Source organism: Pseudomonas sp. HMSC076A11 (assembly GCF_001810205.1).
GTDB lineage: Bacteria > Pseudomonadota > Gammaproteobacteria > Pseudomonadales > Pseudomonadaceae > Pseudomonas > Pseudomonas aeruginosa.
The window spans coordinates 419755-445361 of record NZ_KV800314.1 but is presented as its reverse complement, the minus strand read 5'-3'; the positions used below and the strand labels follow the sequence as shown (position 1 = coordinate 445361).

Genomic DNA, 25607 nt, shown 5'->3' with positions numbered 1-25607 from the left:
CAACCCACTGTCCGGGATGGGTTGACCACTACACGCCTGGGAGTGGCTGAGTAAAAACCTCTCGAACCAGGTGTTCCCTAACGCGCGCCCAGAAAGCCATCAACGTCTGCTACAAGCCCTCGACACCTTTAGGTGGAGCACCATTGAGAGGGCCCATTGCATCGCGACGGTCAGGCGGCTTTGGCGACAGAAAATCCGTCGCAAGGACGCTAAAGGGAAGAAGCAGTACAACTTCATCCTGAGTGACAAGGCGATCAAGCGGCTGGATAGATTCTGCAAAGATCACGAGATTTCTAGAGCCCGCGTCCTGGAAATCCTTCTTCAAATGGAGGATGAAAAGGATCTGTATCTGAAGGAACAAATTCGCGTGCTTCGGGGATAAAGCTCTAGTCACTCGCTCAAATGGCTGGAAGACCCAGGGACTACTCGACTCAAGGAACACCGCAAAATAGCCTGCAAACCGGCAAGATTTTCCGGTGGGGCAAAAAGTGGGGCAAAATTCGGAAGCGCTACAAAAGCAGCAGATATAAAAAAATCCAGTCACTGCTAAGTGACTGGATTTTCTAGGGTTTTTTGGTCGGGACGGAGTGATTCGAACACTCGACCCCTTGCACCCCATGCAAGTGCGCTACCAGGCTGCGCTACGCCCCGACTGTACTTCCGAGCTCAGTGGCTGTGCTTCCGAAGTGAGCCGCACTATATACTAAGCTTCTGATAAGTGGAAGTTTTTTTTGCTTCCGTCACTTCTTCAGGACCAGTAGGACTTCCTCCAGCTCGGCGATCATCTGGCGGATGAGCTGCTTGTACTGGGTGACGTCGTCCTTGGCCTCGTCGCCGGAGAGGCGCTGGCGCGCCCCGCCGATGGTGAAGCCCTGGTCGTAGAGGAGCGCGCGGATCTGGCGGATCATCAGCACGTCCTGGCGCTGATAATAGCGGCGGTTTCCGCGGCGCTTCACCGGGTTGAGCTGCGGGAACTCCTGCTCCCAGTAGCGCAGCACGTGGGGCTTGACCGCGCACAAGTCGCTGACTTCGCCGATGGTGAAGTAGCGCTTGCCGGGAATCGGTGGCAGCTCGTCGTTATGACTTGGTTCCAGCATATGCCTCAACCCTGGCCTTCAGTTTCTGCCCTGGACGAAAGGTGACAACGCGGCGGGCCGTGATCGGGATTTCTTCGCCGGTCTTCGGGTTGCGTCCGGGGCGCTGGCGCTTGTCGCGCAGGTCGAAGTTGCCGAAACCGGACAACTTGACCTGCTCGTTATGCTCCAGCGCCTGGCGGATCTCTTCGAAGAACAGCTCCACCAACTCCTTGGCTTCCCGTTTGTTCAGGCCCAGCTCTTCGTACAGACGTTCCGCAATTTCAGCTTTCGTCAGAGCCCCCATACGCTATTTCCTTAACGTGGCATTGAACCTTTCTTCCAACGACGTGACGATGTTCTGCGTCGTGCTATTGACTTCATCGTCATTAAGAGTGCGCGATGGATGCTGCCAGGTCAAGCCGACGGCAAGGCTTTTTCTATGCGGATCAATGCCTTTACCGTGATACACATCAAACAGCCTGAGGTCCGTCAGCCATTCGCCGGCCGCCGCACGGATTTGTGTCAGGATGTCTTGTGCCGGCACGTCCTGATCCACCAGCAGCGCCAGGTCGCGGCGCACTTCGGGGAAGCGCGACAGCTCGCGGAACTTCGGCAGGTGGCCGTCGACCACTTCGGCCAGCAGCAGCTCGAAGAGGAACACCGGCTGCTCGAGGTCGAGTTTCTTCGCCAGTTCCGGATGCAGCGCGCCCAGGTAGCCGACCAGCCGCCCTTCCCGCTCGATGCGCGCGGTCTGCCCCGGGTGCAGCGCCGGGTGCTCGCCGGGCACGAAGCTGAAGTCGCCGAGGGCACCGGCACTGGCCAGCACTGCCTCGACATCGGCCTTGGCGTCGAAGAAGTCCACGCCGTCACGGCCGTTGGCCCAGCCTTCCGGCAGGCGCTTGCCGCAGATGGCGCCGGCGAGCATGGCTTCCTGCTTCAGGCCTTCCAGTTGACCGACGAAGCGCAGGCCACTTTCGAACAGGCGGACCCGCGACTGCTGGCGGTTGAGGTTGTGCTGCAGCGCCTTGACCAGGCCCGGCCAGAGGCTGGAACGCATCGCCGCCATGTCGGCGGAGATCGGGTTGGCCAGGGTCAGCGGCTGGGTGCCCGGATCGAACAGTTCGAACAGGGCCGGATCGATGAAGCTGAAGGTGATCGCTTCCTGGTAGCCGCGGGCGACCAGCAGGCGCCGCAGCAGCGGCAGCGCGGCGCGCGCTTCCGGCTTGTTGTTCGGCGCCAGGCGCGCCTGCGGGTAGCGCACCGGCAGGCGGTTGTAGCCGTAGAGACGGGCCAGTTCCTCGATCAGGTCGACTTCCAGGGAAATGTCGAAGCGATGGCTCGGTACGCCGACCGACCACTGCCCTTCCCCGTCGGCTACCACCGTCAGCTCCAGGGCTTGCAGCAGGCGCACGATCTCGGCGGCGTCCAGCGGCATGCCGAGCATCTGGGTCACGCGCTCGGCGCGCAGGGTGATCGGCGCGACCTTCGGCAGGTGCGCTTCGCTGACCTGCTCGACGATCGGCCCCGGCTCGCCGCCGACGATGTCGAGGATCAGGCGCGTCGCGCGCTCCATGGCCTTGCGCGCCAGCTGGCTGTCGACGCCGCGCTCGAAGCGATGCGAGGAGTCGGTGTGCAGGCCATAGGAGCGGGCCTTGCCGGCCAGGGCGATGGTGTCGAAGAACGCGGCTTCGAGGAACAGGTCGCGAGTGCTGTCGCTGACGCCGCTGTGCTCGCCGCCCATCACCCCGGCGATGGCCAGGGCGCGCTGGTGGTCGGCGATCACCAGGGTGTCGGCGCGCAGGGTGATTTCCTGGCCGTCGAGCAGGACCAGCTTCTCGCCGTCCTCGGCCATGCGCACGCGCACGCCGCCGTTGATCTCGGCAAGGTCGAAGGCATGCATCGGCTGGCCCAGTTCGATCATCACGTAGTTGGTGACGTCGACCACCGGGTCGATACTGCGAATGTCGGAACGGCGCAGGCGCTCGACCATCCACAACGGGGTCGGCCGGCTCAGGTCGACGTTGCGGATCACCCGGCCGAGGTAGCGCGGGCAGGCAGCCGGCGCGGCGAGCTCGACCGGACGGGTCTCGTCGTGCTGCGCGGCGACCGCGTCCACCGCCACCGGCGCCAGCGGGACGTCGTAGATGGCGCTGACTTCGCGGGCCAGGCCGGCGAGCGACAGGCAGTCACCGCGGTTCGGGGTCAGGCCGACCTCGATGGTGTAGTCGTCCAGCTCCAGGTAGGTGCGGACGTCCTGGCCGACCGGCGCGTCGGCCGGCAGCTCGAGCAGACCGGCGTTCTCTTCGCTGATCTGCAATTCCTTGGCCGAGCAGAGCATGCCGAAGGACTCGACGCCACGCAGCTTGGCTTTCTTGATCTTGAAGTCGCCCGGCAGTTCGGCGCCGATCATGGCGAAGGGAATCTTCAGGCCCGCGCGCACGTTGGGCGCGCCGCAGACGACCTGGAAGGTCTCGCTGCCGTTGCTGACCTGGCAGACGCGTAGCTTGTCGGCGTCCGGATGCTGTTCGGTCGAGAGCACCTCGCCGACCACCACGCCGCTGAAGGCGCCGGCGACCGGCAGGTCGGCGTCGACCTCGAGGCCGACCATGGACAGGCGAGCGACCAGCTCGTCATGGGAAACCTGCGGATTTGCCCAGCTCCGCAGCCACTTTTCACTGAATTTCATCCTGTTCTCCTAAGGAATCCGGTTGCGTTCTGGCCTAGCGGAATTGTCCGAGGAAGCGCAGATCGTTATCGAAGAACAGACGCAGGTCGTTCACCCCGTAGCGCAGCATGGCCAGGCGCTCGGCGCCCATGCCGAAGGCGAAGCCCTGGAATTTCTCGGGATCGATGTTGGACATGCGCAGCACGTTCGGGTGCACCATGCCGCAACCCATGACTTCCAGCCAGCCGGTCTGCTTGCACACGCGGCAGCCGTTGCCGCTGCAGATCACGCACTGTATGTCCACTTCGGCCGACGGTTCGGTGAAGGGGAAGAAGGACGGACGGAAGCGCACTTCGAGCTGCTTCTCGAAGAAGGCGCGGAGGAATTCCTCGATGGTGCCCTTGAGGTCGGCGAAGCTGACGCCCTCGTCCACCAGCAGGCCTTCCACCTGGTGGAACATCGGCGAGTGGGTCAGGTCGGAGTCGCAGCGGTAGACGCGCCCCGGGCAGACAATGCGGATCGGCGGCTGCTGGGACTCCATGGTCCGCACCTGCACCGGTGAGGTGTGGGTACGCAGCAGCATGTTCGCATTGAAATAGAAAGTATCGTGCATGGCACGCGCCGGGTGGTGGCCCGGAATATTGAGCGCTTCGAAGTTGTGGTAGTCGTCTTCGACTTCCGGACCTTCGGCGACTTCGTAGCCGATGCGGCTGAAGCACTGCTCGATGCGCTCCAGCGTGCGGGTGACCGGATGCAGGCCGCCGCTCAGCTGGCCACGACCGGGCAGGGTGACATCGATGCGCTCCGCGGCCAGCCGGGCGGCCAGCGCGGCCCCTTCCAGCTCGGTCTTACGCGCGTTCAGCGCATCCTGGACCTTTTCCTTGGCCACGTTGATCAGCGCGCCGACCTTCGGCCGCTCTTCGGCCGGCAGGTCGCCCAGGGTCTTCATCACCTGGGTCAGTTCGCCTTTCTTGCCGAGGTAGTGAACCCGGATCTGCTCCAGGGCATTGACGTCTTCGGTGTGTCGCACAGCCTCCAATGCTTGAGAGACCAGCGCATCCAGGTTTTCCATGTATGGACTCCAGATACAAAATAGGGGAAGAGCGGTAAGGCTCTTCCCCTATCGGTGACGTTACGTCCGGACCGAAGTCCGGTGATTGTCGTAGGGCTTAAGCCAAGCTTGCCTTCGCTTTCTCGACAATCGCGGTAAACGCCGCTTTTTCGTTCACTGCCAGATCGGCCAGGACCTTACGGTCGATCTCGATGGCCGCCTTTTTCAGGCCGGCGATCAGGCGGCTGTAGGACAGACCGTTCTGACGAGCACCAGCGTTGATACGGGCGATCCACAGTGCGCGGAACTGACGCTTGCGCTGACGACGGTCACGGTAGGCGTATTGGCCAGCCTTGATCACCGCCTGCTTGGCAACGCGGAACACGCGCGAGCGTGCACCGTAGTAGCCCTTGGCGAGCTTCAGAATTTTCTTGTGACGACGACGGGCGATAACGCCACGCTTAACACGAGCCATGAATTAATCCTCTACCTTAATAATCAGCGCAGACGCAGGGAGCGTTCTACGCGCGCAACGTCAGACTTGTTCAGCATCGAGGTGCCGCGCAGTTGACGCTTACGCTTGGTGGTCATCTTGGTCAGGATGTGGCTCTTGAAGGCGTGCTTGTGCTTGAGGCCACCAGCAGTCTTCTTGAAGCGCTTGGCCGCGCCACTTTTGGTCTTCATCTTTGGCATGTTCGGATACTCCGCATTGAGTGATTACGCATAACCGCAAGGCCTGCCAGTGCCCTGGTGGTTACTTTTTCTTCTTGGGAGCGATGACCATCATCAGCTGGCGTCCTTCCAGCTTAGGATGCTGCTCGACGGTGCCGTACTCCACGAGGTCGGCTTCGACCCGCTTCAACAGCTCCATCCCCAGCTCCTGGTGAGCCATCTCACGGCCGCGGAATCGCAGGGATACCTTGGCCTTGTCCCCTTCACTAAGGAAACGTACCAGGTTGCGTAGTTTTACCTGGTAATCCCCTTCTTCCGTCCCTGGACGAAACTTGATTTCTTTGACCTGCGCCTGCTTCTGGTTCTTCTTGGCGACCGCAGCCTGCTTCTTCTTCTCGAACAGGTGCTTGCCGTAGTCCATGATGCGGCAGACAGGAGGCACCGCGTCGGCCGAAATCTCAACCAGATCCAGCTTCGCCTCTTCGGCTAGGCGGATCGCCTCATCGATCGAAACAACACCAACCTGCTGGCCATCAGCTCCAATCAACCGTACCTCACGAGCCGAGATGTTCTCGTTGATCGGGGGTTTCGGTTGAGCTCGCTTATCCTGTCTCATTTCACGCTTAATAATGATTACTCCGAGTCTTGGCGACCACGCCGGGAAACCGCCTGTGCCAACAGCTCAGCGAACTGGGTGACGGGCATGGAGCCCAGGTCTTCCCCTTCGCGCGTACGCACCGCGACGGCCTTCGATTCAACTTCCCGATCTCCAATAACCAAGAGATAGGGAACCTTGAGCAAAGTATGCTCGCGGATTTTAAAGCCGATCTTCTCGTTTCTCAAGTCGGACTTGGCACGGAATCCGCTTTCCCCGAGGATCCGCACCACCTCGGCGGCGAAATCGGCCTGCTTGTCGGTGATGTTCATCACCACTGCCTGGGTCGGCGCCAGCCAGGCCGGGAAGGCTCCGGCGTAGTGCTCGATGAGCATGCCGATGAAGCGCTCGAAGGACCCGAGGATCGCACGGTGCAGCATCACCGGGCGCTTACGGTTGTTGTCCTCGGCGATATAGCTGGCGTCCAGGCGCTCCGGCAGGTTCGGGTCGTACTGCAGGGTGCCGCACTGCCAGTTACGGCCGAGGCAGTCCTTCAGGGTGAACTCGATCTTCGGCCCGTAGAACGCGCCCTCGCCCGGCTGGTATTCCCAGGCCAGGCCGGATTCGTTCAGCGCATCGGCCAGCGCGCCTTCGGCGCGATCCCACAGCTCGTCGGAACCGACGCGCTTGGCCGGACGGGTCGACAGCTTCATGGCGATGTCGGTGAAACCGAAGTCGCGATAGACCTGCAAGGTCAGCTTGATGAAATCGGCCGCTTCCTTCTTCACCTGCTCTTCGGTGCAGAAGATATGCGCGTCGTCCTGGGTGAAGCCGCGTACGCGCATGATCCCGTGCAGCGCGCCGGACGGCTCGTTGCGGTGGCAGGCGCCGAACTCGGCGAGGCGCAGCGGCAGGTCGCGGTAGGACTTCAGGCCCTGGTTGAAGATCTGCACGTGGCACGGGCAGTTCATCGGCTTGACCGCGTAGTCGCGGCTTTCCGAGGAGGTGGTGAACATGTTCTCGGCGTAGTTCGACCAGTGGCCCGAACGCTCCCAGAGGATGCGGTCGACCACCTGCGGGGTACGCACTTCGACGTAGCCATGGTCGCGCTGGACCTTGCGCATGTACTGCTCGAGCACCTGGTAGACGCTCCAGCCATTCGGGTGCCAGAACACCATGCCCGGCGCTTCTTCCTGCAGGTGGAACAGGTCGAGCTGCTTGCCGATGCGGCGATGGTCGCGCTTCTCGGCCTCTTCGATGCGCTGGATGTAGGCCGCCAGTTGCTTCTTGTCGGCCCAGGCGGTGCCGTAGATGCGTTGCAGCTGCTCGTTCTTCGAGTCGCCGCGCCAGTATGCGCCGGAAATCTTGGTCAGCTGGAACGCCTTGAGGAAGCGGGTGTTCGGCACGTGCGGGCCGCGGCACATGTCCACGTACTCCTCATGGAAGTACAGGCCCATGGCCTTCTCGTCCGGCATGTCGTCGATCAGGCGCAGCTTGTAGTCTTCGCCACGGGACTTGAACAGCTCGATGACCTCGGCGCGCGGGGTCATCTTCTTGATCACGTCGTAGTCCTTGTCGATCAGCTCGCGCATGCGCTGCTGGATCGCCGCCATGTCCTCGGGGGTGAAGGGGCGCTCGAAGAAGATGTCGTAGTAGAAGCCTTCCTCGATCACCGGGCCGATGACCATCTTCGCGGTCGGATAGAGCTGCTTGACCGCATGGCCGACCAGGTGGGCGCAGGAGTGGCGGATGATCTCCAGTCCTTCCTCGTCCTTGGGCGTGATGATCTGCAGGGTCGCGTCGCGATCGATGGTGTCGCAGGCGTCGACCAGGCGGCCGTCGACCTTGCCGGCGAGGGTCGCCTTGGCCAGGCCCGCGCCGATGGATTGGGCCACCTCGGCCACGGAGACCGGGTGATCGAAGGAACGTTGACTGCCGTCGGGAAGAGTAATGATGGGCATGGCGCCTCCTCTCCTAGTGGTGACCCCTACCAAAGGCCACGTGGGTTGGGATGTGCCAGTAAGCGTCGCCCGCCGGGCCGGCCTGCCTCACAGTGGCAGGCGCCTTGCGGCACCCCTGCGCCGAAGCGCGCGGACGGAGATCACTGGGAATGGATACTGACGAAAAACGCCGGAGCTGATCCGGCGCGAAGCGCCCATGGTAAAGCATCCGCGGCGAGCTGACGAGCGGTCAGTTCGCCCGACCTCGCTTCAGGACGTTTCCACGTCCGGCGCAACGCCATCGACGCGCGCCAGGAACTCCAGTACCGACCGGTTGAAAGCCGCCGGACGGGTGGCATTGAGGCCATGGGACGCGCCCTGGATGCGTTGCAGCTCGGCGCGCGGCAGGGCCGCCGCCAGCGCCTCGGCGGTGGCCGGGAACGGTTGCGGACTGCGTTCGCCGTTGAGGATCAGGCTCGACAGGTCGATCGAGCGCAGTTCCGACAGCGCCAGCGCCGGCGGCTGGTCGGCCACCTGCCCGACCAGGGTCATGGCGTTGTCCAGGGTCATTCGGCGGAACGTCGCCGACGAGCGTTTCCATACCCCGGCGCCGCTCACCGTATCGACGAACAGTTCCAGTCCCCGTTCCGCCTCGCCGCCACGGATCAATTCGAGCGCCTGGCGCCGGAACTGGTTGCGTTCCAATGGTTCCTCGGGCGCAGGCAGGCCGGCGTGGGCGTAGACCTCAGCGGCATAGTCGCCGCCGGGATCGGCCAGGCTCAGCGAACGCAGGGCGTCCGGAGCGGCCAGCGCCAGGCGCAACGCCAGGTTGCCGCCACGGGAATGGCCGAGCAGGTGTGCCGGCTCGCCGAGCCGCTCGACCAGCGCCAGCAGGTCAGCGACGTGGCGGGCGCTGGTGAAGTCCGCGCCCTGCCCGTCCCAGCGCTCGGGGTAGTAGTGACGCAGGCTCGGCACGATCAGCCGGTGGCGCTCGCCGAGGCTGCGCAACTGCCATTGCCAGTAGCGGTAGTCGCACAGCGAACCGTGGACCAGTAGCACCGGCGTGCCCTCGCCCAGGTCCTGATAGACCAGTTGATACCCATCCACCTCGAACGAGGCGAGTTCGCCACTCATGCACGCAACCCTTTCGGTTTCTTTTTCGACTCAGCGCGACGAACGGTGAGCGGGCCCACAGCCCGATGCACGGCATCGCCTGGAAAAGATGGATGTTAACGGCCTGAGGTCACGCCCCGTAATGACAAATAGGTCTAGGGCCGTCTCGCCCGCTGGACTAGGCTGGAAGTTCCCCTGCGGAGGTGACGCCGATGAATACGCCGATCTTCTACGAGCTATTCCGCAACCACCCGCTGCATGCCCCGTCCGCCCGGACCCTGGCGAGCATGCTGGCCCTCGGCCTGGCTCTGGCCGGGGTATGGGCCCTGCTGCTGGGCTGGGGCATCGGCCTGGGCATCGACAACTTCGCCATGTACTTCGGCTGGACCGCCTTGCTCATGACCATCCTCCTGGTCGCGCTGTTCCTCGGCGCCACGCTGTTGCGCATGGAGGCCATCTGGCTGGCCTTCCTGCTCGCCCTGCCCCTGCTGACCAGCCTGACCGGCTGCCTGGCTCTGGTCGGCGCCGGCCCCGAGTGACCGCGTTTCAGACCATGGTCGAAGACCGATTGCAGTAATTCCCCTTCCCGCAGGGTCTATCCTTGGGTAAGAGGAGGACGAACCATGACTCCCGAATCCTTCGTCACATTGCTGATCGTCGCCTGGCTGGGCCTCGCCGGCGTCACCCTGTGGGCCTTCCTGCGCGTGCCGCGTCGGCGCGCACGCCTGCAACGCAAGGCACGGCAAGCCGAAAACCGGCATCCCGCGCGGCCGCCACAGCCTCTTCCGCAACGCAGCTGAAGCCGCCACGCCGACCGGTCACGGCAGGAAGGCGTGCTGGGAAACCCCCAGCAACAGATAGGCCGCCAGCACGGTGAACGCGAGAAAACCCACGACGTAACGCAGCATCCCGACTCCTGTCAGTCATTTCATCCCTGATGCTGACCCGAACGACCTTGCATCGTTCTGCGCCAGCCTGCCGAAGCGCCGAACGGGCAGGCCAGCCCTGGCCTTCCCTTCCGACACGAGCGGGGCCGGTCGATCCTCGCCCAGCCCCTCGAAGCTTCACTCTAGCACTCTCGCCCGCCCTGCCGGAGGCCTCCGCCAGGATTCCGGACGAACCGTTCAGCCCGCCATGTAGCTCGGCAGGCCGCGCTCCTGCAAACGACGCAGGGTGCCGACCACATCCACCGGCAGGCTCCCCGCCTCCAGGGCCAGGTCGCGGCGCACGGCGTTGATGAACCAGTACATGCGCTTCTCGTCGGCCAACTGGGCGGCGGACACCACGCGACGGGTCACGATCTCTTCGCCGTTGCGCAGGGTCAGGAGGGCGCCGCCGTCCGGACGCATCTGGGTGGATACGGCAAAGGTGGCCTGGAAGGCATCGAACAGCATCTTGATGGACTTTTCCATGATCGTTTATCCCCTCTTGCATGAAAACCGACCGCGAACTTCAGCGCAGCCGCAACACGGGGAAAGGTGGCAGCTTTCATGCCAGCCACATGGAAAATTAAAACCATTCAAAATCAATAACTTACGAAAAGACTCAGCGAAGCGGTCCGTGCAAACTGCAAGATCGTGCGAAATGCATCATGCGATTTGCCAGCAGGCTCAGTCGGAAAACAGCGGCCGGCCCCGCGCATCGAAGCCGCGCACCCGGTACAGCGCCGCTTCCGCCAGCGACAGCGCGGCCGCCGGACTCTCGCACGGCGGCTGGCCCGGCAGCACCAGCCATTCGGTGCGTCCGTCGTCGATGCTGGTTATCTCGATCTCGGCCAGATAGCCACTGTCCTCGCGCAACCAGGTGGCGCGCAGTTCGAACTCGCCAAAACGCCTGCCGGACACCCGCCAGCCTCCCTTCGGAAAAGTCGTCGCAGTGTAACCAGGCCGGGCGTCGATCAGCCAGCCAGGTCGGCCAGCGCCTCGCGCTCCTCGTCGCGCAGGGTCAGGACCCGGCAACCCCGCTCGGTGACCAGCACGGTGTGCTCGTACTGGGCCGACAGGCGGCGGTCGCGAGTGGTCACGGTCCAGCCGTCCTTGTGCAGCTTCACCGCGTGGCCGCCCTGGTTGATCATCGGTTCGATGGTGAAGGTCATCCCGGCCTTCAGCCGCGCACCCGCGCCAGCGCGACCGAAGTGCAGGACCTGCGGCGCCTCGTGCATCTTGCGGCCGATGCCGTGCCCGCAGTATTCGCGGACCACCGAATAACCGTTGGCTTCGGCGTGACTCTGGATGGCATGCCCGATATCGCCGAGGGTGGCGTCCGGGCGCACCACGCGGATCGCCCGGTACAGGCATTCGCGGGTGACGTCGAGCAGCTTCTGCGCCTGGCGGTCGATGGCGCCGACCCGGTACATCTTGCTGCTGTCGCCGAAATAGCCGTCCTTGATCACCGTGACGTCGACGTTGACGATATCGCCGTCGCGGAGGATCTGCTGCGCCGACGGCCAGCCATGGCAGACCACCTCGTTGACCGAGGTGTTCACCGTGAACGGATAGCCGTACTGCCCCTTGCTGCCGGGAATCGCCGCGAGGGTGTCGACGATGTAGCGCTCGCAGAAGCGGTCGATCTCTGCCGTGCTGATGCCTGGCCGCACCACCTCGTCGAGGACTTCGAGGACTTTCGCGGTGAGCGCGCCGGCCACGCTCATGCGCTGGATTTCCTCCGCGCTCTTGATCATCCCGAGATCCTCGCCGCGTCCTGCTCGCGGCGGTCGCTTTCGCGCGCTTCGTCCATCAATTGGCGTAGCACCTGCGCATAGGTCAGGCCGGGATTGGCTTCGATCAGCATGCCGATGCGCATCCAGTGCTCGGCCTGGGCATTGATCGAGCGCGACATGGCCTTGCAGGCGATGCGCGCCTCTTCGTGCAATTGCTCGGAAATCTTCACCAGGCCCACACTACACCTCGACTACAAAACATATACGGAACGTATACTAACCATCGCATGGACGCGGCGCAAACGGGAAGGTCCGCCCCTCGCCTGGCCATGGACTGGCCACGATTGGCATCTCCTGCAAAATCAGTAACATGCGGATTTTTTTGGAAGTTGCCGCATGCTTTCCCGTTTGTTTGTAGGCCTTTTCGCCCTCCTCCTCGCCAGCGCCGGCCAGGCCAACGCCCCGCGCACGTTCTCCGAAGCGAAGAAAATCGGCTGGAAGCTCTACGCCCGGCAATCCGTGGAGTTCTACTGCGGCTGTCGCTACTCGGGAAATCGTGTCGACCTCGCCAGTTGCGGCTACAAGCCGAGGAAGAACGCCAACCGCGCGCGGCGCATCGAGTGGGAACACATCGTCCCAGCCTGGGTGATCGGTCACCAGCGACGCTGCTGGCAGAACGGCGGGCGGAGCAACTGCGCGAGGCACGACAGCACCTACCAGCGCGCCGAGGCCGACCTGCACAACCTGGTGCCGAGCATCGGCGAGGTCAACGGCGACCGCAGCAACTTCGGCTTCGGCTGGCTGCCGCAGAAACCCCAGCAATACGGCGCCTGCCCGATGGTAGTGGACTTCAAGGCGCGCAAGGCGATGCCACGCCCGCAGATTCGCGGGATGATCGCCCGCACCTACTTCTACATGAGCGACCGCTACGGCCTGCGCCTGTCGAAGCAGGATCGCCAGCTCTACAACGCCTGGCACAAGCAGTACCCGCCACAGACCTGGGAGCGCCAGCGCAACCACATGGTCGGCTGCGTGATGGGCTGGGGCAATCCCTATGTCGGCCCGGTGGACCTGGCGACCTGCAGCAACCTATCCTCGCGTCGACGCTGACCTCCGCCGGAGTAGCCCATGATCTTCCGCACCCTCGCCCTGTTGCCGCTCTGCGCCGCCCTGGCGTTCGCCGCCGACGCCGGGGAGCGCCGCTTCGACTGCACGGTGGTGGCGATACACGACGACGCCAGCCTGGGCTGCCGCCTGCCCGGCGCGAACAAGGCGCTGCGCATCCAGCTCAATGCCGTCGAGCTACCGGCCGCCGAGCCCTGGCGTCGGCGCGCCCGGGAAGCCCTGGAAGACATGCTGCTCGGCAAATCGACGACCATCCGCGAGCAAGGCCGCGACGCGCGCTTCCGCATCCTCGGCGCGGCCTGGGTCACCCCGGCCGACTGCCCCACCTGCGGACATACCCTGGATGCCGGGCTGGCCCTGCTGACCATTGGCCTGGCCAGCTGGCGCGACGCGCCGGACAGCGGCCAGACGGCCGAGGCGCGCGGCCAGTACCGGTTCGCCGAGGAAGAAGCGCGGGCGCGCAAGGCTGGCCAGTGGCGACCGCGCGACGCCGCTCCTAGAGATGGATCTCCGCGAACTTGATGCCCAGCCCGCGCAGCTCCTTGACCGCGTCGTCGAGCCGGCGGAACGACATCACCTCGTCGCTCTCGTCGACCAGGAAATAGCTGCGCCCGCCGTCCTTCTTGAAGAACACGATCCATTCCCTGGCCAGGGTGGGATTGGCGATGATGTGGGTCGCCGAGATCTTCCCTGCCGCCTGCCTGTCCCGAACCTTCTCGCGCTTCATTGCCTTCCCGTCAGCTGTGTGGAAAGGCGGAATTATCGCATCATCGGTTCCCGCGGCGAAAAAACTCAGCGTGCCGCCATCGCCATTTCCATGCCCGGCACGGCCAGTTCCCGGCGGATGCTGCGGATCAGCCACTCGGTCTCCGGCGGCGCGCTGAGCTGCGGCGAGGGTATGGTGCGAGCCACGTAGCGGCCGTCGGCGGCCTGCAACTGCAACAACAGCGCGCCGTCATGGCGGCTCTTGCTGGACAACTGGAACTCGGGAAAGGCAGCGGCGATTTTCTTCAGGTCGACAGACATGGTGCGCTCCATTTCTGAGAAGTTGGACGGAGGCCCGCCGCGCGGCGGGCAGGCGCAGTCTGGCTAACGGATGCGACCGAATGATGACGCCGGCGACGAACCAATTCGCCCGCCGTGGCGTCCCAGAAAGGACGCGACGAATTTCACCCAACGGAAAATGCCTGGCGGCAAGCGGCCATCGGTGGTCGATCGTCATCGGCACGCACACAGCAAGGAGATGGAATGTTCCGTACGGCTTATCGGGAAATAGGCCTGTTCGGCCTGGTCAAGCGCACAGTGAACGAGTTCCTCGAGGACGACATGCCGACCTACGCCTCGGCCCTCGCCTATCAGATGCTGTTCTCGCTGTTTCCGTTCCTGCTGGTGCTGATCACCCTCGTAGGCTACTTGCACCTACCGGAGTTCTTCGCCTGGCTGCGCGAGCAGGCGGCGTTGCTGCTGCCGCCCGAGGCGATGGATCAGGTCAACCCGGTGATCGACCAGTTGCAGCAGCAGAAAGGCGGCCTGCTGTCGATCGGTATCGCGGTGGCGCTGTGGACCTCCTCGGCGGGCATCCGCTCGATGATGATCGCGCTCAACGCCGCCTACGACGTGAAGGAGAGCCGCCCGGTATGGAAGCGCTTCTCCCTGTCGATCCTCTACACCCTCGGCATCGCCCTGTTGTTGCTGGTGGCGGCCGGCCTGATGGTCACCGGGCCGCAGGTAATCGCCTGGATCGCCGGCCTGGTCGGTCTGGAACAGTACCTGGTGACGCTCTGGACCTGGCTGCGCTGGCCTCTTGCGGTGTTCCTGCTGATGCTCGCGGTGGCGCTGTTCTACTACCTGGTGCCGGATGTCGAGCAGCGTTTCCGCTTCATCACTCCCGGCTCGGTGCTCTCGGTGATCGCCTGGATCGCCGCGTCCCTCGCCTATGGCTTCTACGTGAAGAACTTCGCCAACTACAACGCCATGTACGGCAGCATCGGGGCGATCATCATCCTCCTGCTGTACTTCTACCTGTCGGCGGCAGTGGTGCTGTTCGGCGCAGAACTGAACGCGGTGATCGAACACCATTCGGAAGACGGCAAGGACCCTGGCGAACGCGAACTTCCGGACAACGACGACCCCGAACTCAAGGCTTGAGCAGGGCGTCGGCCTCGCTGACGCTGGCCTTGCCGGTGGCGCGCCGGTACAGACACAGCTCGCGGCCCTGGCGGCCCTGCATGTGCGGCTGCGGATAGCGGCCCTGCAGGAGCAGCGCCGAATAGCCCACCTCATCGTCGAAGGGCAGTACCTGCCCCACCGCGCGTACCTGGCGCAAGCCGCTGGCTTTCAGGCAGGCGGCACGCACCATGGCGTCGTGCGCCTGCCACGCCTCGGCCGTGGAAGCCCAGGCCGGCGCCGAACCGAGCAGCAGGCAGACCAGCGATCCCGCAACCACCCTCGACATTGCGCACCTCGCATCGCCGGAAACAGGCAGGAAAAGAGAAGCCCCCGGGACCACAGCGGCAACTAAAGGCCCCGGGGGCGATGAGGCGGCAGTTACACCTCGCAGCAATGGACATTGCCCCGCGAAAAATAGTTCTACGCTCGCCGACGAAGCGCTCAGCCGGCCCAGCCCAGCACCAGCGCAGCCAGGACCAGGTAGCGGAGCGTCTTGGCCAGGCCGACGATCAGCAGGAAACTCCAGCAGGGCTCACGCATGATGCCGGCCACCAGCGTCAGCGGATCGCCGATGACCGGCACCCAACTGAGCAGCAGGGTCCAGCGGCCGTAGCGGCGATAGTGTCGCTGCGCCCTGAGCAACTGCACCTCGCCCACGGGAAACCAGCGGCGACCGCGGAAATGCTCGAGGTAGCGACCCAGCCACCAGTTGACCCAGGAACCCAGCACATTGCCGACGATGGCCAGCGCCAGCAGCCACGCGACCGACTGGCCGCCGCGCAGCAGCAAGGCGGCCAGCACGGTTTCCGACTGCAACGGCAGCAGGGTCGCCGAACCGAACGCCGAGAGGAACAGCCCGGCGTACGCGGCCCAGTCAGTCAACACCCGAACGCTCCCAGCGCCATTCGCATCCCCACTCCAATCCGGAAAAAACTGACCTGGGACAGCCGTCCCGAGGCCGGCGAAGCATACCCTGGCAGGCAAGGGCATTTCCCCGGTTATCCGAAAAGGAGGCAGGCCATGTTCATTCCCGGCCATCTGCATCTCGCCTCGGCCAGCGAAGTCGACCGCCAGGCATTCGATATCCACCTGCGCTACCGGGTCCTGGAGGCCGAGGCCCGCCCGGTGGCCGTACACTTCGACATGGAGGGCCGGATCGACGGCCAGCCTTTCAGCGAAAGCTTCGAACTGCCGCGCGACGCCGCCGTGCATTTCGCCAGCCGTGCCAGTCGCCTGGCCCGGCGCCACGGCCTGCGCTTGCGGCAGGGACCGATCGTGCGCCAGCGCCGCGAGTACGACGCTATGTTCGACGACCTGCGCCGACGCCTGAAACTCAAGAGCGGCGAAGCGATCGACCTCGACCGCTACCTGCGCGGCGAGGCCGGGGCATCCTGAAACGGCTCTCCCGCATGCTACGGAAGCCCCCGACGCAGGCCATGCCGTGCAACTTTCAGCGAAGCGGGCGACTCCATACCTAGGTAACCATCCTCGTCAAGGAGACCGACATGACTCTGAAAACCCGCTCCGCTCGCGCCAAGCAGGCTATCCAGGACCAGGCCATGGCCGAACTGCAGGACCTGATCGCCGAGGTGGACCAGTTGATGAGCGGCACCGGCAGCCTGGCCGGCAAGGAGGGCGCGAACCTGCGTGAACAGATCAATTCCGTGCTGCATCGTGGTCGCGACGCCATCGAGCGCACCCGCCGCGGCGTGGTGCAACGCAGCCAGGCGGCCGCCGAAGCGACCGAGGAATACGTCGAGGACCATCCCTGGCAGACCATCGCCGTATCGGCCGGCGCCGGCTTCCTCCTCGGCCTGCTGGTGGGCCGCCGCTAGGGCGTTTCCGCAGGCAACAGAAAGCCCGCGCTCGGCGGGCTTTTCGGCAAGGCAAGGGCCTTGGCTCAGGCGGAGATCGCCGCCTCCAGCGGCCAACTCAGTTCCCAGGTTCCCTTCAAGGCTTCCGCCTCGTCACGGCTGGTGAAGGGGCCGGCCCACATGGCGCCGTCCACCATCAGGATCCAACAGGCCAGCAATCCCTTGCTGCGCAGCGATTCGGGAACGGACGTCCCCACCAGCACGGCGACTTCGATTCTGGACATAGGCTGACTCCGGTTATCATTAGCTTGCTAATAATAAGCGCCCGCCCCTTCGCCATGAAGCACGCCGCGCACAACAGTCTTTTTCATCTGCGACAAAATTACCCACCCCCGGCTCCCACGGCGGCCCTGCCGTCCCGCCGGCTATAGTGGAAAAACAGCGAATCCAGGAGGAACCGTCATGGACACCAGCCCGCACACCTTTTCCAACCTGTTCCGCCAGTTGGGGCTCCCCGCTGGGCGGGACGACATCGTCGCCTTTCTCGCCCGGCACCACCTCGAGGAGGGCACGGCGCTGCCCGATGCGCCATTCTGGAACCCTGCCCAGGCCAGCTTCCTGCGCGAGGCCCTGGCCGAGGACTCCGACTGGGCCGAACAGGTCGATGAACTGGCCTTGCAACTGACCCGCTGAAAAAACGCAAACTGATGCGCTGACGGCTCTATCGTGCGGAACTTGCTATGAGTTGGCGGGGAATTTCAAGTCACCGGCATCGATAGCCACTATCAGTCCAAAGCATTTTTCCCCAGCGGAGCGGCGTGAGATCGTAGCGGCGTCGGGAGAACCCCAAGTCCCCGACGCTCCTTTGAAGACCATCGCCCTCCCCCCGCAGATGGTCTTTTTTTTGCCCGCGATTCGGCCGTGCCCCGACCGGCTGGCCCAGGACATGGAACATTCCGTTACGTCCCCCACTGAACTTTTCACCCGTGCCTCGGTGTCTTACCCTGCTCGCGTTACCACGTAAGGAGAACCTCAAGGACATGAAAGCACTACTGATCGCCGCCGGCGTTGCCGCTCTTTCCAGCACCGCCATGGCCGCCAAACTGGATGAAAAGGTTCCCTACCCGAAGGCAGATGCCGGCTTCACCCGCCAGGTCATCCACCTGCCGAAACAGGACGCGGAAGACGCATTCAAGGTCGAGATCATCGCCGGCAAGACCCTCGAGGCCGACTGCAACCAGCAGCGCCTGGGCGGCGAGCTGGAAGAACACACCCTGGAAGGCTGGGGCTACTCCTACTACCGCCTGGACAAGGTCAGCGGGCCGATGAGCACGATGATGGCCTGCCCCGGCCAGAAGAAGGAGCAGCGTTTCATCCCGGTGGTCGGCGAAGGCTTCCTGCTGCGCTACAACAGCAAGCTGCCGATCGTGGTCTATGCGCCGAAGGACGTGGAGGTCCGCTATCGGATCTGGTCGGCGTCCGAAAAGGTCGAGAAAGCGGTCAGCGAATAAACGCCGCGCATGAAAAAGCCGCCCACGGGCGGCTTTTTTCGTTGCGCCGGCGTCAGCCCGGCACCAGGCCGATGTTCAGGCCGGAGTCCACGGTGATCCGGTAATGCGTGGTCTGCCCGTTCTGCACATGCACCACCTGCTTGGGCGCCTCGCCGCGGCAGATCCCATCGCCCTGCACGGATACCACCCGCAGCCCCGCCGGAAGACGGAAACGCGCGCTCTCGCCGGCCTGGATCTCGGCGGCCAGGCGGCTATCGATGATCAAGCGGGTATTGCAGACGCTGCCGAGGAACTCGCGGTCCCGGGAAACCACCAGGAAGGCGTCGCCGTCGTCACGGAACTGGTAGTTGTACAAACGCTCCTTCGGTACCTGGTCCGTCTCGTCGAGCGAGGGCGTCGATGTCGAACAACCCGCCAGCAAGACGGTCCCCAGTAGCATCCCCAAAATCCGCATAGTGACCCCAATCCGTTCATCGAAATGCCGCACCCCATCCTCGCCGGGGCAGACCTTCATGGCTTGCGGTCGTACTTCCTCCCTGAACCGGCACCACAGCGCACGTCCGTCTAAGGTAGGCGATTTGCCCCGGCCAAGGCGAGCGCGAATGGCGCTGAAGAAAAAAAATCCTCAGACGGAGGCCGCCTCGCCGGCCGGCAACGCGGAAGTCGGGAGGCCGAACAGGCGATCGAAGGCCCAGTTGAAGAGGAAGGTGTAGCACGGGATCAGGACGATCAGCGCCAGGTCCAGCCAGAACGCCTCCAGCAGGGAAATCCCCATCCACCAGGCGATCAGCGGGATCAGGTAGACCACCAGGGTCAACTGGAAGCCGATGGCGTGCGCCACCCGCCGCGCAATGCTGCGTCCGCGCACGGCCTGGCGCCGCTCCCAGAACTCGAACAGGCAGTTGTAGATGAAGTTCCAGGTCACCGCGACGGTGGTGATCACCACCGCCAGGGGGCCGGTGGTAGTGGGCGTGGAACCGGCGAGCAGGGCCAGCCCCAGGGTCGAGATACTCATCCCGATCAATTCGTAGGCGGTCACGTAGACCAATTTGCGCTTGATGCCTTGCACGTGGACCTCTCGGGCGTGATAGCGGAAAGGCGGGCAAGGTTGGATCAATTTTCTTGACAGAAAAAGTCAGCAGCTTTCAGATCTGCTGATAGGAGAATTGCCATGAACTTTTCCAGCGATACCATCGAGCTGTTCCTCGCCGTCCTCGACCGCGGCTCCTTTTCCGGCGCCGCCCGTGCCTTGGGTCGAGTGCCTTCGGCGGTGAGCATGGGCATCGCCAACCTGGAGGCGGAGCTGGGTTTCGCCCTTTTCGAGCGAACCCACCGCGAAGCCCGTCCTACGGCGCTGGCCAGGGCCCTGGCACCGCAAGCGCGGATGATCGCCGAGCAGCTCGCCCAGTTGCAGGTGCATGCGCTGGAACTCTCCCAGGGATTGGAAAGCCGCCTGTCGCTCGGCGTGGTTGCGGACATCGACAGCGGGCGGCTGTTCGGCGCCCTCCGCACCCTTTCCGAGCGCTACCCGCTGCTCGATGTCGAGGTGCTCAGCGCGGCGCAGGACGATGCCCTCGCCCTGCTCCATGGCGGCCGCATCAGCCTGTGCTTCGGATTCGCCGGCATCAGCGTGAACCCGCAGGAGCGCTTCCAGTATGTCGGCGCGGAATCGCTGGTCGCGACCATCTCGCCGCGCCATCCCGCCCTGCAGAAGCCGGGGCAGGCGCTGTACCTGGAAGAGCTGGTGAACGTGCGGCAGATCCTGGTGGCCAGTTGCGACCTGCCGTTGGCCGACACCCGTCCGCTGATTGCCGGCGCCTGCTGGCGCACCGACAGCCTGGGCACGGCGCTGGAAATGGTCGAGGCGGGGATCGGCTGGGGCAATTTCCCGTTGTCCCGGGTCGCGCCGCTGCTGGCAACGGGAAGGCTGGTACGCCTGGACTTCAGGAATACCAAGAACGAGCTGAAACTGCCTGTCCACGCTATCTGGCTGAAAAACCAGCCATTGCGCAAGGCCGCCCAGGAACTGGTTGGCATGCTGGCCACCCGTCCCGATTGAAGCGTTATGCAATGCACTTCACAGAAAAAACGAGACCCGTCACGCGAATCGCCGCACACGCCGGCTCCCCGGCCTCCAGTACTTGATCTCGATCAAGCGCAGCGCCGGCCATAGGCAGATGATCGTTCTGCGGCCATCCTCCGTTTGCGGCCGTAGAGCTCCGGACACTTCATGCTAGGGGGGCCGGAGCTCTTCCCTCTTCCTCTCGGCTCAGGAACAGGTCCTGGCCGCATCGATGAAGGCCCCGCGGGTGACCCAGGGCTGCTGGTCATGGATTCGCACCAGGCTGCCACCCCTCGCCGGCTGCACCTCCAGCCACTGCCCAGCGTCCGCCAGGCGATAGCCGCGGCCTTCCTCCACCAGCGCCACGCCCGGCGCCTGGCGTTGCCACTTGGGCAAGACGCACATCGCGTAATCGTAGGGAGCCTTGCTGGTGCTGGCGGCCAGCGCCGGGGCGTTCGAAGCGGGAGGCGAGGCACAGGCGGACAGGGCCAGGGCGGCGAATACAGCGATAAGAATCTTCATGTCACGTCCCTCTTTGTCGATCCGTTCACGATTCGACGGTATCACCGCCCAAAGCGAGAACTGCAGCGACTTCGCGGCATGGTACTTATCGATAAGGTTGATATTGCAGGCGCATGACGAAGCGATCCGGCAACGCCCGATTCAGAGCCTATGGAAGGGGCTTTCCTTGCACTTTGGTTATTAGCAAATGACTCGAAGCTTTCTTGGATCGAACAATGTTCTGGTATTGTTGCGCCGCCAACGGGAGAAACAAGAAACCAGAACCGCCACGCACGGTAAATGGGACAAATGACTCCCGTGCACTTCGAACCTTGCGCTTCCTTCAATTTCAGCGCACATCAAGCCAACAACCAGGAACAATAAGATGTTGAAGAAAAGGATTTGCCTGCTGGCACTGGGCATCGCGACTGCAAGCCAGGCGATGGCCAATGACCAAGAAGCAGCAAAGGGGTTTGTCGAGGACAGCCACCTCGATCTGTTCTTCCGCAATGGCTACATCAGCCGTGACTACAAACATGGCCGGCAGGACAAGGCCGAATGGGGCCAGGCCGCCACTGCCACCTTCACCTCCGGCTTCACCCAGGGGACGGTGGGCGTCGGTGTCGACGCGTTCGGCCTGTACGCGGTACGCCTGGACGGCGGCAAGGGTCGTAGCGGCGCCGCCGGTATCGACTTCTTCAAGCAGGGCGACAGCGGCTCCGCGGCGGACGATCTGTCCAAGGGCGGCGCGGCGGTGAAGTTCCGCATCTCCAACACCGTGCTCAAGTACGGCGACCAGATGCCCAGCCTGCCGGTGCTCAGCTACGACAACTCGCGCCTGCTCCCGGAAAGCTACAGCGGCACCCTGATCACCTCCAAGGAGATCGAGGGACTGGAGCTGAACGCCGGTCGCTTCACCGCGGAATCCCGCAAGAGCGCCGAAGGGCGCGACAGCGGCGGCCTGAAGAGCATCAACGTGTTCGGCGGCAAGTACGCCTTCACCGATCACTTCAACGCCTCGCTGTACGCTTCCGACGTCGAGGACGTACTGAAGAAGCAGTACATCAACCTGAACTACACCATCCCGCTGCAGGCCGACCAGTCGCTGAACTTCGACTTCAACGGCTATCGCACCAAGCTGGACAGCGACTTCGCCGACCAGAACTTCAACGGTAACCGCGACAACAAGATCTGGAGCCTGGCGGCGTCCTACACCATCGACGCCCACACCTTCATGATCGCCCACCAGCGCAACACCGGCGACACCGGCTACAACTACGGCTGGTACCAGAACGCCGGCGGCATCGGCGACGGCGGCACCACCATCTGGCTGGCCAACTCCTACTGGTCGGACTTCAACGCCGAGGACGAGCGTTCCTGGCAGGTCAGCTACGCCCTGGACTTCGCCAAGTACGGCGTGCCCGGCCTGACCTACCGCGTAGCCTACGTGCGCGGCGACAACATCAAGACCGCCGAGACCAGCAACGGCAAGGAGCGCGAGATCTTCAACCAGGTCCAGTACGTGGTGCAGAGCGGTCCGGCCAAGGACCTCACCCTGCGTCTGCGCAGCTCGTTCCTGCGTGTCTCCAACGACGCCCGCTCGTACAACGACGACGGCAACGAAATCCGTGCCTTCGTCGAGTACCCGTTCAGCGTGTTCTGATCGAACCTGCGAGCGCGACGAGAACCCCGGGCCAGTCCCGGGGTTTTCTTTTTTGCGTTTCGTGCGCCAGTTCAACCTTATCGGGTAGAGCCGTACAGCTTCGGAAAGCCAGTGATAGCATTCGCTCTCGCTTGCCATTGCTTATCGATATCGACAATGCCGTTCCGGAAACACCTTCTCCTCCCCCTCCTCGGTCTTGCCTTGCTGCTCGGCGGTTGCGGCCCTAGCGTCAGCTACTCCTACATTCCGCCGACCAGCGATGCCGGCCTGCACTGCGTGAGCCAGTGCAATGCCGAGAAGCGCCAGTGCAAGACCCTCGCCAAGCTGCAGCAGCGCCAGGACGAGGCGCTCTACCAGGCGCAGAGCACGGCCTACAACTACTGCATGCAGAACAGCGACAAGAAGAAGCGCAAGTCCTGCCCCTACCCGCAGCGCAACTTCGATTTCGGCGACGACTGCCAGGACGAGTACCGCAGTTGCTACCAGTCCTGCGGCGGCACCATCCGCCGCATCGTCCACCAGGACTGAGGCGCGACGTCCGGCAGGCATCCCGGACGTGCGGCAATACCGTCAGGCGAAGACGAAGTACTTGCGCACCGTCTCCACTACCTCCCAGGTACCACGCAGGCCCGGCTCGATGACGAACACGTCGCCCGCCCTCAGGTGCACCGGTTGCTCGCCTTCCGGGGTGATGATGCAGTAGCCGTCGAGGAAGTGGCAGAACTCCCAGCGTTCGTAGTTCACCTCCCACTTGCCCGGCGTGCAGATCCAGGTGCCCATCAGCTTGCTGCCGTCCGCCGAGGCGTATGCGTTGAGGTTGACGGTATGCGGATCGCCGTCGATCCGCTTCCACTTGGTGGCGTCCAGCACGGGTACGGGACAGGTATCGCGCAGTACGGTGATGAAATCTGACATGGTCGCTCCAGGAAGGCAGTGGATGAATGCCTCACCATAGGGCCACGCGCGGGGCGCCGGTTGTCTGGGTTCGACATCGGCCTAGCTGAAAGCGCTAGGCAGCCCGGGCGCTCAGCGACGCCTGCCATTCAGCGCTGCCAGCAGGTCGCAGACCATGATCAGCAGCAGCATGGGTACGGCGAACGGAAAGAACGCCAGCGCCGCGTATTCGTAGGCCTGGCCCGTCCACCACAGGCAAAGGCTGGCGACCGCCACGAGCAGGAAGCTGGCGGCGACGATGAACTTGCACAAGCGCGAGGCGAACCTGAGCGTATCGTCCACGACGAATCTCCTTCGGCGACTCCCCCGCAGTCTGCCGAAACCGCTCTGTCCCGGCGGTGACGCAAGAATGACGATTCGGACAGAATTGTTACGCCTGCCGCAAAACTTCATTCCACTTTGTTAGCTGGCTAATCAAATTCCCCCTTGATATCGTCTTTTTCGCCAGATCCCCAAGGCCTGGCAAATGTCCCTTGTACAGGCCATTACCAACCCTCCCCCCGCTTGGTAATGGCCTTTTTTTTCCCTTCTGCCGTAGTCCATGGAGATCGCATGCCACGCATTGCCCTGGTCCTGGGTGTGCTGCTGGTCAGCGCCTGCGCACAGCCTGTCACGCCGGACTCGATAGTCGAGGAATCGTTTTCCCGCAGCGCCAGCGAACGCCAGCTGGAAGAGCTGAACCGCCAGGGCCTTCCCTACGAGCAGTACCGGCTGCGCCGCCAGCGCATTCTCGGCCGCTGATCCCGGCGCCGCGCCTAGCGCTTCTTCGGCACCACCGCCCGCACCGCCTCGCAGACGACCAGCCCGACCATCAGCGGGATCAGCAGCGGCAGGATCGACATCGAGAGGTTTTCCGCTCCCGAGCTGAGGAGAAACGGAAACTGGCTGAGGAAGGCGACCATCGCCAGGCTGAGCAGGATCAGCAGGCCGTAGAGGCATGACGCCAATTTCAGAGCTTTTTCCATGACCGGGTAGAAAGTGAAGGATTCGGAAGAAAATCTACCCGCCCCGCTCCCCCGGTATGGCGAGAAGCAAGATTTTTTCAGATTCGGGTGCCCCGAAAAGACGCGAACCCGACCGACCGATCACCCCTCCATGCCCGTCGCGACAACCCGATCGGTCGGGTCCGGACTTGCAACATACCGCCGTGCCGATATCACGTCGCCTACCGGAACAAGGAGTTGTTCTTTTCGACGAACGTCCTCGCCTCCCGCTATCGCCCGCCCATCGCGACCTCGTATGCTCGCCGGGCGATGCCTCATGCCAGCAACCCTCACCCACAAGGGAGCAACACGATGAGCAACCTGCCTGCGATCATCCTGGTCCACGGCTTCTGGGGCGGCGCCGCCCACTGGAGCAAGGTCATTCTCGAACTGAAACGCCTCGGCCACGACAACCTGCATGCCGTCGAACTACCGTTGACCTCGCTGGCGGACGATGCCGAGCGGACGCGCAAGATGATCGCGCAGCAACAGGGGCCGGTCCTGCTGGTCGGACACTCCTATGGCGGCGCGGTGATCACCGAGGCCGGCAACCAGCCGAATGTGGTCGGGCTGGTCTATATCGCCGCCTTCGCCCCCGACAGCGGCGAAAGTCCCGGTGGCATCACCCAGGAGCACTTGCCCCTGGCCGCAGCGAACCTGGCGCCGGACAGCGATGGCTATCTCTGGGTGAAGGCGGACAGGTTCCACGAAAGCTTCTGCCAGGATCTCGCTGCGGACGAAGGGCTGGTCATGGGCATCACCCAGAAGGCTCCGCTGGCCAGCACTTTTGGCGATGCCATCGGCAGCCCGGCCTGGAAGAGCAAGCCCTCCTGGTACCAGATTTCCAGCGCCGATCGCATGATTGCGCCGGAGAACCAGGAGCGGATGGCCGCGCGGATCGCACCGAGGAAGATCGTCACCCTCGATGCCAGCCACGCGTCACTGGCCTCGCGAGCGAAGGAAGTAGCGGCGCTGATCGACGAGGCCGCCGTGGCCACCGCCCACTAGCGCCGCGCAGGACGCGGCAGCAGGCCTGGCCTGCTGCCGCGGCGGG

The 25607-nt window shown here is 63.8% G+C and carries 38 protein-coding genes and 1 tRNA gene; 14 read left to right on the top strand and 25 right to left on the bottom strand.

Annotated features, from left to right (window positions below):
• Positions 1 to 574: 574 nt before the first annotated feature.
• The 10 genes from HMPREF2716_RS20635 to HMPREF2716_RS20590 form a co-directional block, all read right to left on the bottom strand.
• A tRNA-Pro gene (locus HMPREF2716_RS20635) sits at positions 575 to 651 on the bottom strand.
• 89 nt (positions 652 to 740) lie between these two features.
• Positions 741 to 1097: a MerR family transcriptional regulator gene (locus tag HMPREF2716_RS20630; RefSeq protein ID WP_003090655.1), complete on the bottom strand. Its 357-nt coding sequence runs from the start codon at positions 1095 to 1097 to the stop codon at positions 741 to 743.
• A complete protein-coding gene (ihfA, locus tag HMPREF2716_RS20625) occupies positions 1078 to 1380 on the bottom strand; it encodes an integration host factor subunit alpha (protein WP_003090661.1) in 303 nt (100 codons plus the stop codon). Before ihfA ends, HMPREF2716_RS20630 begins: the two co-directional genes overlap by 20 nt.
• Before the next feature lie 3 nt (positions 1381 to 1383).
• Positions 1384 to 3762: a phenylalanine--tRNA ligase subunit beta gene (gene pheT / locus HMPREF2716_RS20620; protein ID WP_015649026.1), complete on the bottom strand. Its 2379-nt coding sequence runs from the start codon at positions 3760 to 3762 to the stop codon at positions 1384 to 1386.
• Positions 3763 to 3796: 34 nt separating this feature from the next.
• Positions 3797 to 4813: a phenylalanine--tRNA ligase subunit alpha gene (pheS, locus tag HMPREF2716_RS20615; protein ID WP_003090666.1), complete on the bottom strand. Its 1017-nt coding sequence runs from the start codon at positions 4811 to 4813 to the stop codon at positions 3797 to 3799.
• A gap of 97 nt (positions 4814 to 4910) precedes the next feature.
• A complete protein-coding gene (gene rplT / locus HMPREF2716_RS20610; protein WP_003099086.1) occupies positions 4911 to 5267 on the bottom strand; it encodes a 50S ribosomal protein L20 in 357 nt (118 codons plus the stop codon).
• Between the two features lie 23 nt (positions 5268 to 5290).
• On the bottom strand, positions 5291 to 5485 hold the full coding sequence (gene rpmI, locus HMPREF2716_RS20605; RefSeq protein ID WP_003090673.1) for a 50S ribosomal protein L35: 195 nt from the start codon (positions 5483 to 5485) through the stop codon (positions 5291 to 5293).
• 61 nt (positions 5486 to 5546) lie between these two features.
• Entirely contained in the window at positions 5547 to 6098 is a 552-nt protein-coding gene (gene infC / locus HMPREF2716_RS20600) for a translation initiation factor IF-3 (RefSeq protein WP_003119938.1), read from the bottom strand.
• Positions 6098 to 8020, bottom strand: coding sequence for a threonine--tRNA ligase (gene thrS, locus HMPREF2716_RS20595; RefSeq protein WP_003090677.1), 1923 nt, complete (start codon positions 8018 to 8020; stop codon positions 6098 to 6100). The genes infC and thrS overlap by 1 nt, the downstream gene beginning before the upstream one ends.
• 249 nt (positions 8021 to 8269) lie before the next feature.
• Positions 8270 to 9133 (bottom strand): alpha/beta fold hydrolase, encoded by an 864-nt coding sequence (locus HMPREF2716_RS20590; protein ID WP_023517751.1) that lies wholly within the window; start codon positions 9131 to 9133, stop codon positions 8270 to 8272.
• Between the two features lie 191 nt (positions 9134 to 9324).
• On the opposite strand from HMPREF2716_RS20590, the gene HMPREF2716_RS20585 reads away from it, so the two are divergent.
• A complete protein-coding gene (locus HMPREF2716_RS20585) occupies positions 9325 to 9651 on the top strand; it encodes a hypothetical protein (RefSeq protein ID WP_003090681.1) in 327 nt (108 codons plus the stop codon).
• A gap of 84 nt (positions 9652 to 9735) precedes the next feature.
• Positions 9736 to 9912 (top strand): hypothetical protein, encoded by a 177-nt coding sequence (locus tag HMPREF2716_RS20580; RefSeq protein WP_003099098.1) that lies wholly within the window; start codon positions 9736 to 9738, stop codon positions 9910 to 9912.
• Positions 9913 to 10236: 324 nt separating this feature from the next.
• Here the strand turns inward: HMPREF2716_RS20580 and HMPREF2716_RS20575 are convergent, their stop codons facing one another.
• The 4 genes from HMPREF2716_RS20575 to HMPREF2716_RS20560 all read right to left on the bottom strand — a co-directional run bounded on the left by HMPREF2716_RS20575 (position 10237) and on the right by HMPREF2716_RS20560 (position 12010).
• Positions 10237 to 10524, bottom strand: coding sequence for a DUF3509 domain-containing protein (locus HMPREF2716_RS20575; protein ID WP_003090684.1), 288 nt, complete (start codon positions 10522 to 10524; stop codon positions 10237 to 10239).
• A 198-nt stretch (positions 10525 to 10722) separates the two neighbouring features.
• Complete coding sequence (locus HMPREF2716_RS20570; RefSeq protein WP_003090686.1) at positions 10723 to 10956, bottom strand: hypothetical protein; 234 nt, start codon at positions 10954 to 10956, stop codon at positions 10723 to 10725.
• Positions 10957 to 11009: 53 nt separating this feature from the next.
• Entirely contained in the window at positions 11010 to 11792 is a 783-nt protein-coding gene (gene map / locus HMPREF2716_RS20565; protein WP_003160515.1) for a type I methionyl aminopeptidase, read from the bottom strand.
• The gene (locus HMPREF2716_RS20560) at positions 11789 to 12010 is read right to left on the bottom strand and encodes a ParD-like family protein (protein ID WP_003090688.1); all 222 of its coding nucleotides are present in this window, start codon (positions 12008 to 12010) and stop codon (positions 11789 to 11791) included. Before HMPREF2716_RS20560 ends, map begins: the two co-directional genes overlap by 4 nt.
• 157 nt (positions 12011 to 12167) lie before the next feature.
• Here HMPREF2716_RS20560 and HMPREF2716_RS20555 point away from each other — a divergent pair, with 157 nt between their 5' ends.
• On the top strand, positions 12168 to 12881 hold the full coding sequence (locus HMPREF2716_RS20555) for an endonuclease (protein WP_003099106.1): 714 nt from the start codon (positions 12168 to 12170) through the stop codon (positions 12879 to 12881).
• An 18-nt stretch (positions 12882 to 12899) separates the two neighbouring features.
• A complete protein-coding gene (locus tag HMPREF2716_RS20550) occupies positions 12900 to 13418 on the top strand; it encodes a thermonuclease family protein (RefSeq protein WP_003099108.1) in 519 nt (172 codons plus the stop codon).
• Here the strand turns inward: HMPREF2716_RS20550 and HMPREF2716_RS20545 are convergent.
• A complete protein-coding gene (locus tag HMPREF2716_RS20545; RefSeq protein ID WP_003090795.1) occupies positions 13393 to 13623 on the bottom strand; it encodes a hypothetical protein in 231 nt (76 codons plus the stop codon). The genes HMPREF2716_RS20550 and HMPREF2716_RS20545 overlap by 26 nt on opposite strands.
• Before the next feature lie 65 nt (positions 13624 to 13688).
• Complete coding sequence (locus tag HMPREF2716_RS20540) at positions 13689 to 13922, bottom strand: DUF3509 domain-containing protein (protein WP_003090796.1); 234 nt, start codon at positions 13920 to 13922, stop codon at positions 13689 to 13691.
• A 222-nt stretch (positions 13923 to 14144) separates the two neighbouring features.
• Between HMPREF2716_RS20540 and HMPREF2716_RS20535 the strand changes: the two genes are divergently transcribed.
• Positions 14145 to 15044 carry a YihY/virulence factor BrkB family protein gene (locus HMPREF2716_RS20535; protein WP_003090797.1) on the top strand — a complete coding sequence of 300 codons (900 nt, stop codon included), beginning with the start codon at positions 14145 to 14147 and terminating at the stop codon, positions 15042 to 15044.
• Here the strand turns inward: HMPREF2716_RS20535 and HMPREF2716_RS20530 are convergent.
• Together HMPREF2716_RS20530 and HMPREF2716_RS20525 are read right to left on the bottom strand one after the other, a co-directional pair.
• Positions 15034 to 15351, bottom strand: coding sequence for a hypothetical protein (locus HMPREF2716_RS20530; protein ID WP_003108875.1), 318 nt, complete (start codon positions 15349 to 15351; stop codon positions 15034 to 15036). The two genes, HMPREF2716_RS20535 and HMPREF2716_RS20530, sit on opposite strands and share 11 nt — an antisense overlap.
• Positions 15352 to 15506: 155 nt before the next feature.
• The gene (locus tag HMPREF2716_RS20525; protein WP_003114414.1) at positions 15507 to 15950 is read right to left on the bottom strand and encodes a YqaA family protein; all 444 of its coding nucleotides are present in this window, start codon (positions 15948 to 15950) and stop codon (positions 15507 to 15509) included.
• Positions 15951 to 16085: 135 nt separating this feature from the next.
• Here HMPREF2716_RS20525 and HMPREF2716_RS20520 point away from each other — a divergent pair, with 135 nt between their 5' ends.
• Both HMPREF2716_RS20520 and HMPREF2716_RS20515 read left to right on the top strand, forming a co-directional pair.
• Positions 16086 to 16460 carry a DUF5064 family protein gene (locus tag HMPREF2716_RS20520; protein WP_003090800.1) on the top strand — a complete coding sequence of 125 codons (375 nt, stop codon included), beginning with the start codon at positions 16086 to 16088 and terminating at the stop codon, positions 16458 to 16460.
• A 110-nt stretch (positions 16461 to 16570) separates the two neighbouring features.
• A complete protein-coding gene (locus HMPREF2716_RS20515; RefSeq protein ID WP_003090802.1) occupies positions 16571 to 16900 on the top strand; it encodes an ElaB/YgaM/YqjD family protein in 330 nt (109 codons plus the stop codon).
• 65 nt (positions 16901 to 16965) lie between these two features.
• On the opposite strand, the gene HMPREF2716_RS20510 is transcribed toward HMPREF2716_RS20515, so the two are convergent.
• Positions 16966 to 17163, bottom strand: a complete 198-nt coding sequence (locus HMPREF2716_RS20510) for a hypothetical protein (RefSeq protein ID WP_003090804.1) — start codon at positions 17161 to 17163, stop codon at positions 16966 to 16968.
• A gap of 178 nt (positions 17164 to 17341) precedes the next feature.
• Between HMPREF2716_RS20510 and HMPREF2716_RS20505 the strand changes: the two genes are divergently transcribed.
• Positions 17342 to 17572: a DUF2789 domain-containing protein gene (locus HMPREF2716_RS20505; protein ID WP_003090806.1), complete on the top strand. Its 231-nt coding sequence runs from the start codon at positions 17342 to 17344 to the stop codon at positions 17570 to 17572.
• Between the two features lie 347 nt (positions 17573 to 17919).
• Complete coding sequence (gene eco, locus HMPREF2716_RS20500; RefSeq protein WP_003090808.1) at positions 17920 to 18390, top strand: serine protease inhibitor ecotin; 471 nt, start codon at positions 17920 to 17922, stop codon at positions 18388 to 18390.
• Between the two features lie 52 nt (positions 18391 to 18442).
• On the opposite strand, the gene HMPREF2716_RS20495 is transcribed toward eco, so the two are convergent.
• On the bottom strand, positions 18443 to 18829 hold the full coding sequence (locus HMPREF2716_RS20495; RefSeq protein WP_003114417.1) for a hypothetical protein: 387 nt from the start codon (positions 18827 to 18829) through the stop codon (positions 18443 to 18445).
• Between the two features lie 186 nt (positions 18830 to 19015).
• The gene (locus tag HMPREF2716_RS20490; RefSeq protein ID WP_003090812.1) at positions 19016 to 19459 is read right to left on the bottom strand and encodes a PACE efflux transporter; all 444 of its coding nucleotides are present in this window, start codon (positions 19457 to 19459) and stop codon (positions 19016 to 19018) included.
• Between the two features lie 102 nt (positions 19460 to 19561).
• On the opposite strand from HMPREF2716_RS20490, the gene HMPREF2716_RS20485 reads away from it, so the two are divergent.
• Positions 19562 to 20449 (top strand): LysR family transcriptional regulator, encoded by an 888-nt coding sequence (locus tag HMPREF2716_RS20485; RefSeq protein WP_003099119.1) that lies wholly within the window; start codon positions 19562 to 19564, stop codon positions 20447 to 20449.
• A gap of 210 nt (positions 20450 to 20659) precedes the next feature.
• Here HMPREF2716_RS20485 and HMPREF2716_RS20480 read toward each other — a convergent pair whose 3' ends face one another.
• Entirely contained in the window at positions 20660 to 20974 is a 315-nt protein-coding gene (locus HMPREF2716_RS20480; protein WP_003090814.1) for a hypothetical protein, read from the bottom strand.
• Between the two features lie 364 nt (positions 20975 to 21338).
• Here HMPREF2716_RS20480 and HMPREF2716_RS20475 point away from each other — a divergent pair, with 364 nt between their 5' ends.
• Entirely contained in the window at positions 21339 to 22616 is a 1278-nt protein-coding gene (locus tag HMPREF2716_RS20475) for an OprD family porin (RefSeq protein ID WP_003099122.1), read from the top strand.
• Positions 22617 to 22772: 156 nt separating this feature from the next.
• A complete protein-coding gene (locus HMPREF2716_RS20470; RefSeq protein WP_003160518.1) occupies positions 22773 to 23144 on the top strand; it encodes a hypothetical protein in 372 nt (123 codons plus the stop codon).
• 42 nt (positions 23145 to 23186) lie between these two features.
• Here HMPREF2716_RS20470 and HMPREF2716_RS20465 read toward each other — a convergent pair whose 3' ends face one another.
• The gene (locus tag HMPREF2716_RS20465) at positions 23187 to 23531 is read right to left on the bottom strand and encodes a cupin domain-containing protein (RefSeq protein ID WP_003090818.1); all 345 of its coding nucleotides are present in this window, start codon (positions 23529 to 23531) and stop codon (positions 23187 to 23189) included.
• A gap of 111 nt (positions 23532 to 23642) precedes the next feature.
• On the bottom strand, positions 23643 to 23852 hold the full coding sequence (locus HMPREF2716_RS20460) for a hypothetical protein (protein ID WP_003090820.1): 210 nt from the start codon (positions 23850 to 23852) through the stop codon (positions 23643 to 23645).
• A 270-nt stretch (positions 23853 to 24122) separates the two neighbouring features.
• Between HMPREF2716_RS20460 and HMPREF2716_RS20455 the strand changes: the two genes are divergently transcribed.
• On the top strand, positions 24123 to 24311 hold the full coding sequence (locus HMPREF2716_RS20455) for a hypothetical protein (RefSeq protein WP_003090821.1): 189 nt from the start codon (positions 24123 to 24125) through the stop codon (positions 24309 to 24311).
• Between the two features lie 14 nt (positions 24312 to 24325).
• Here HMPREF2716_RS20455 and HMPREF2716_RS20450 read toward each other — a convergent pair whose 3' ends face one another.
• Positions 24326 to 24517 (bottom strand): hypothetical protein, encoded by a 192-nt coding sequence (locus tag HMPREF2716_RS20450; protein ID WP_003099127.1) that lies wholly within the window; start codon positions 24515 to 24517, stop codon positions 24326 to 24328.
• Between the two features lie 348 nt (positions 24518 to 24865).
• Between HMPREF2716_RS20450 and HMPREF2716_RS20445 the strand changes: the two genes are divergently transcribed.
• Positions 24866 to 25561, top strand: coding sequence for an alpha/beta hydrolase (locus HMPREF2716_RS20445; RefSeq protein ID WP_003090823.1), 696 nt, complete (start codon positions 24866 to 24868; stop codon positions 25559 to 25561).
• Positions 25562 to 25607 lie beyond the last annotated feature (46 nt).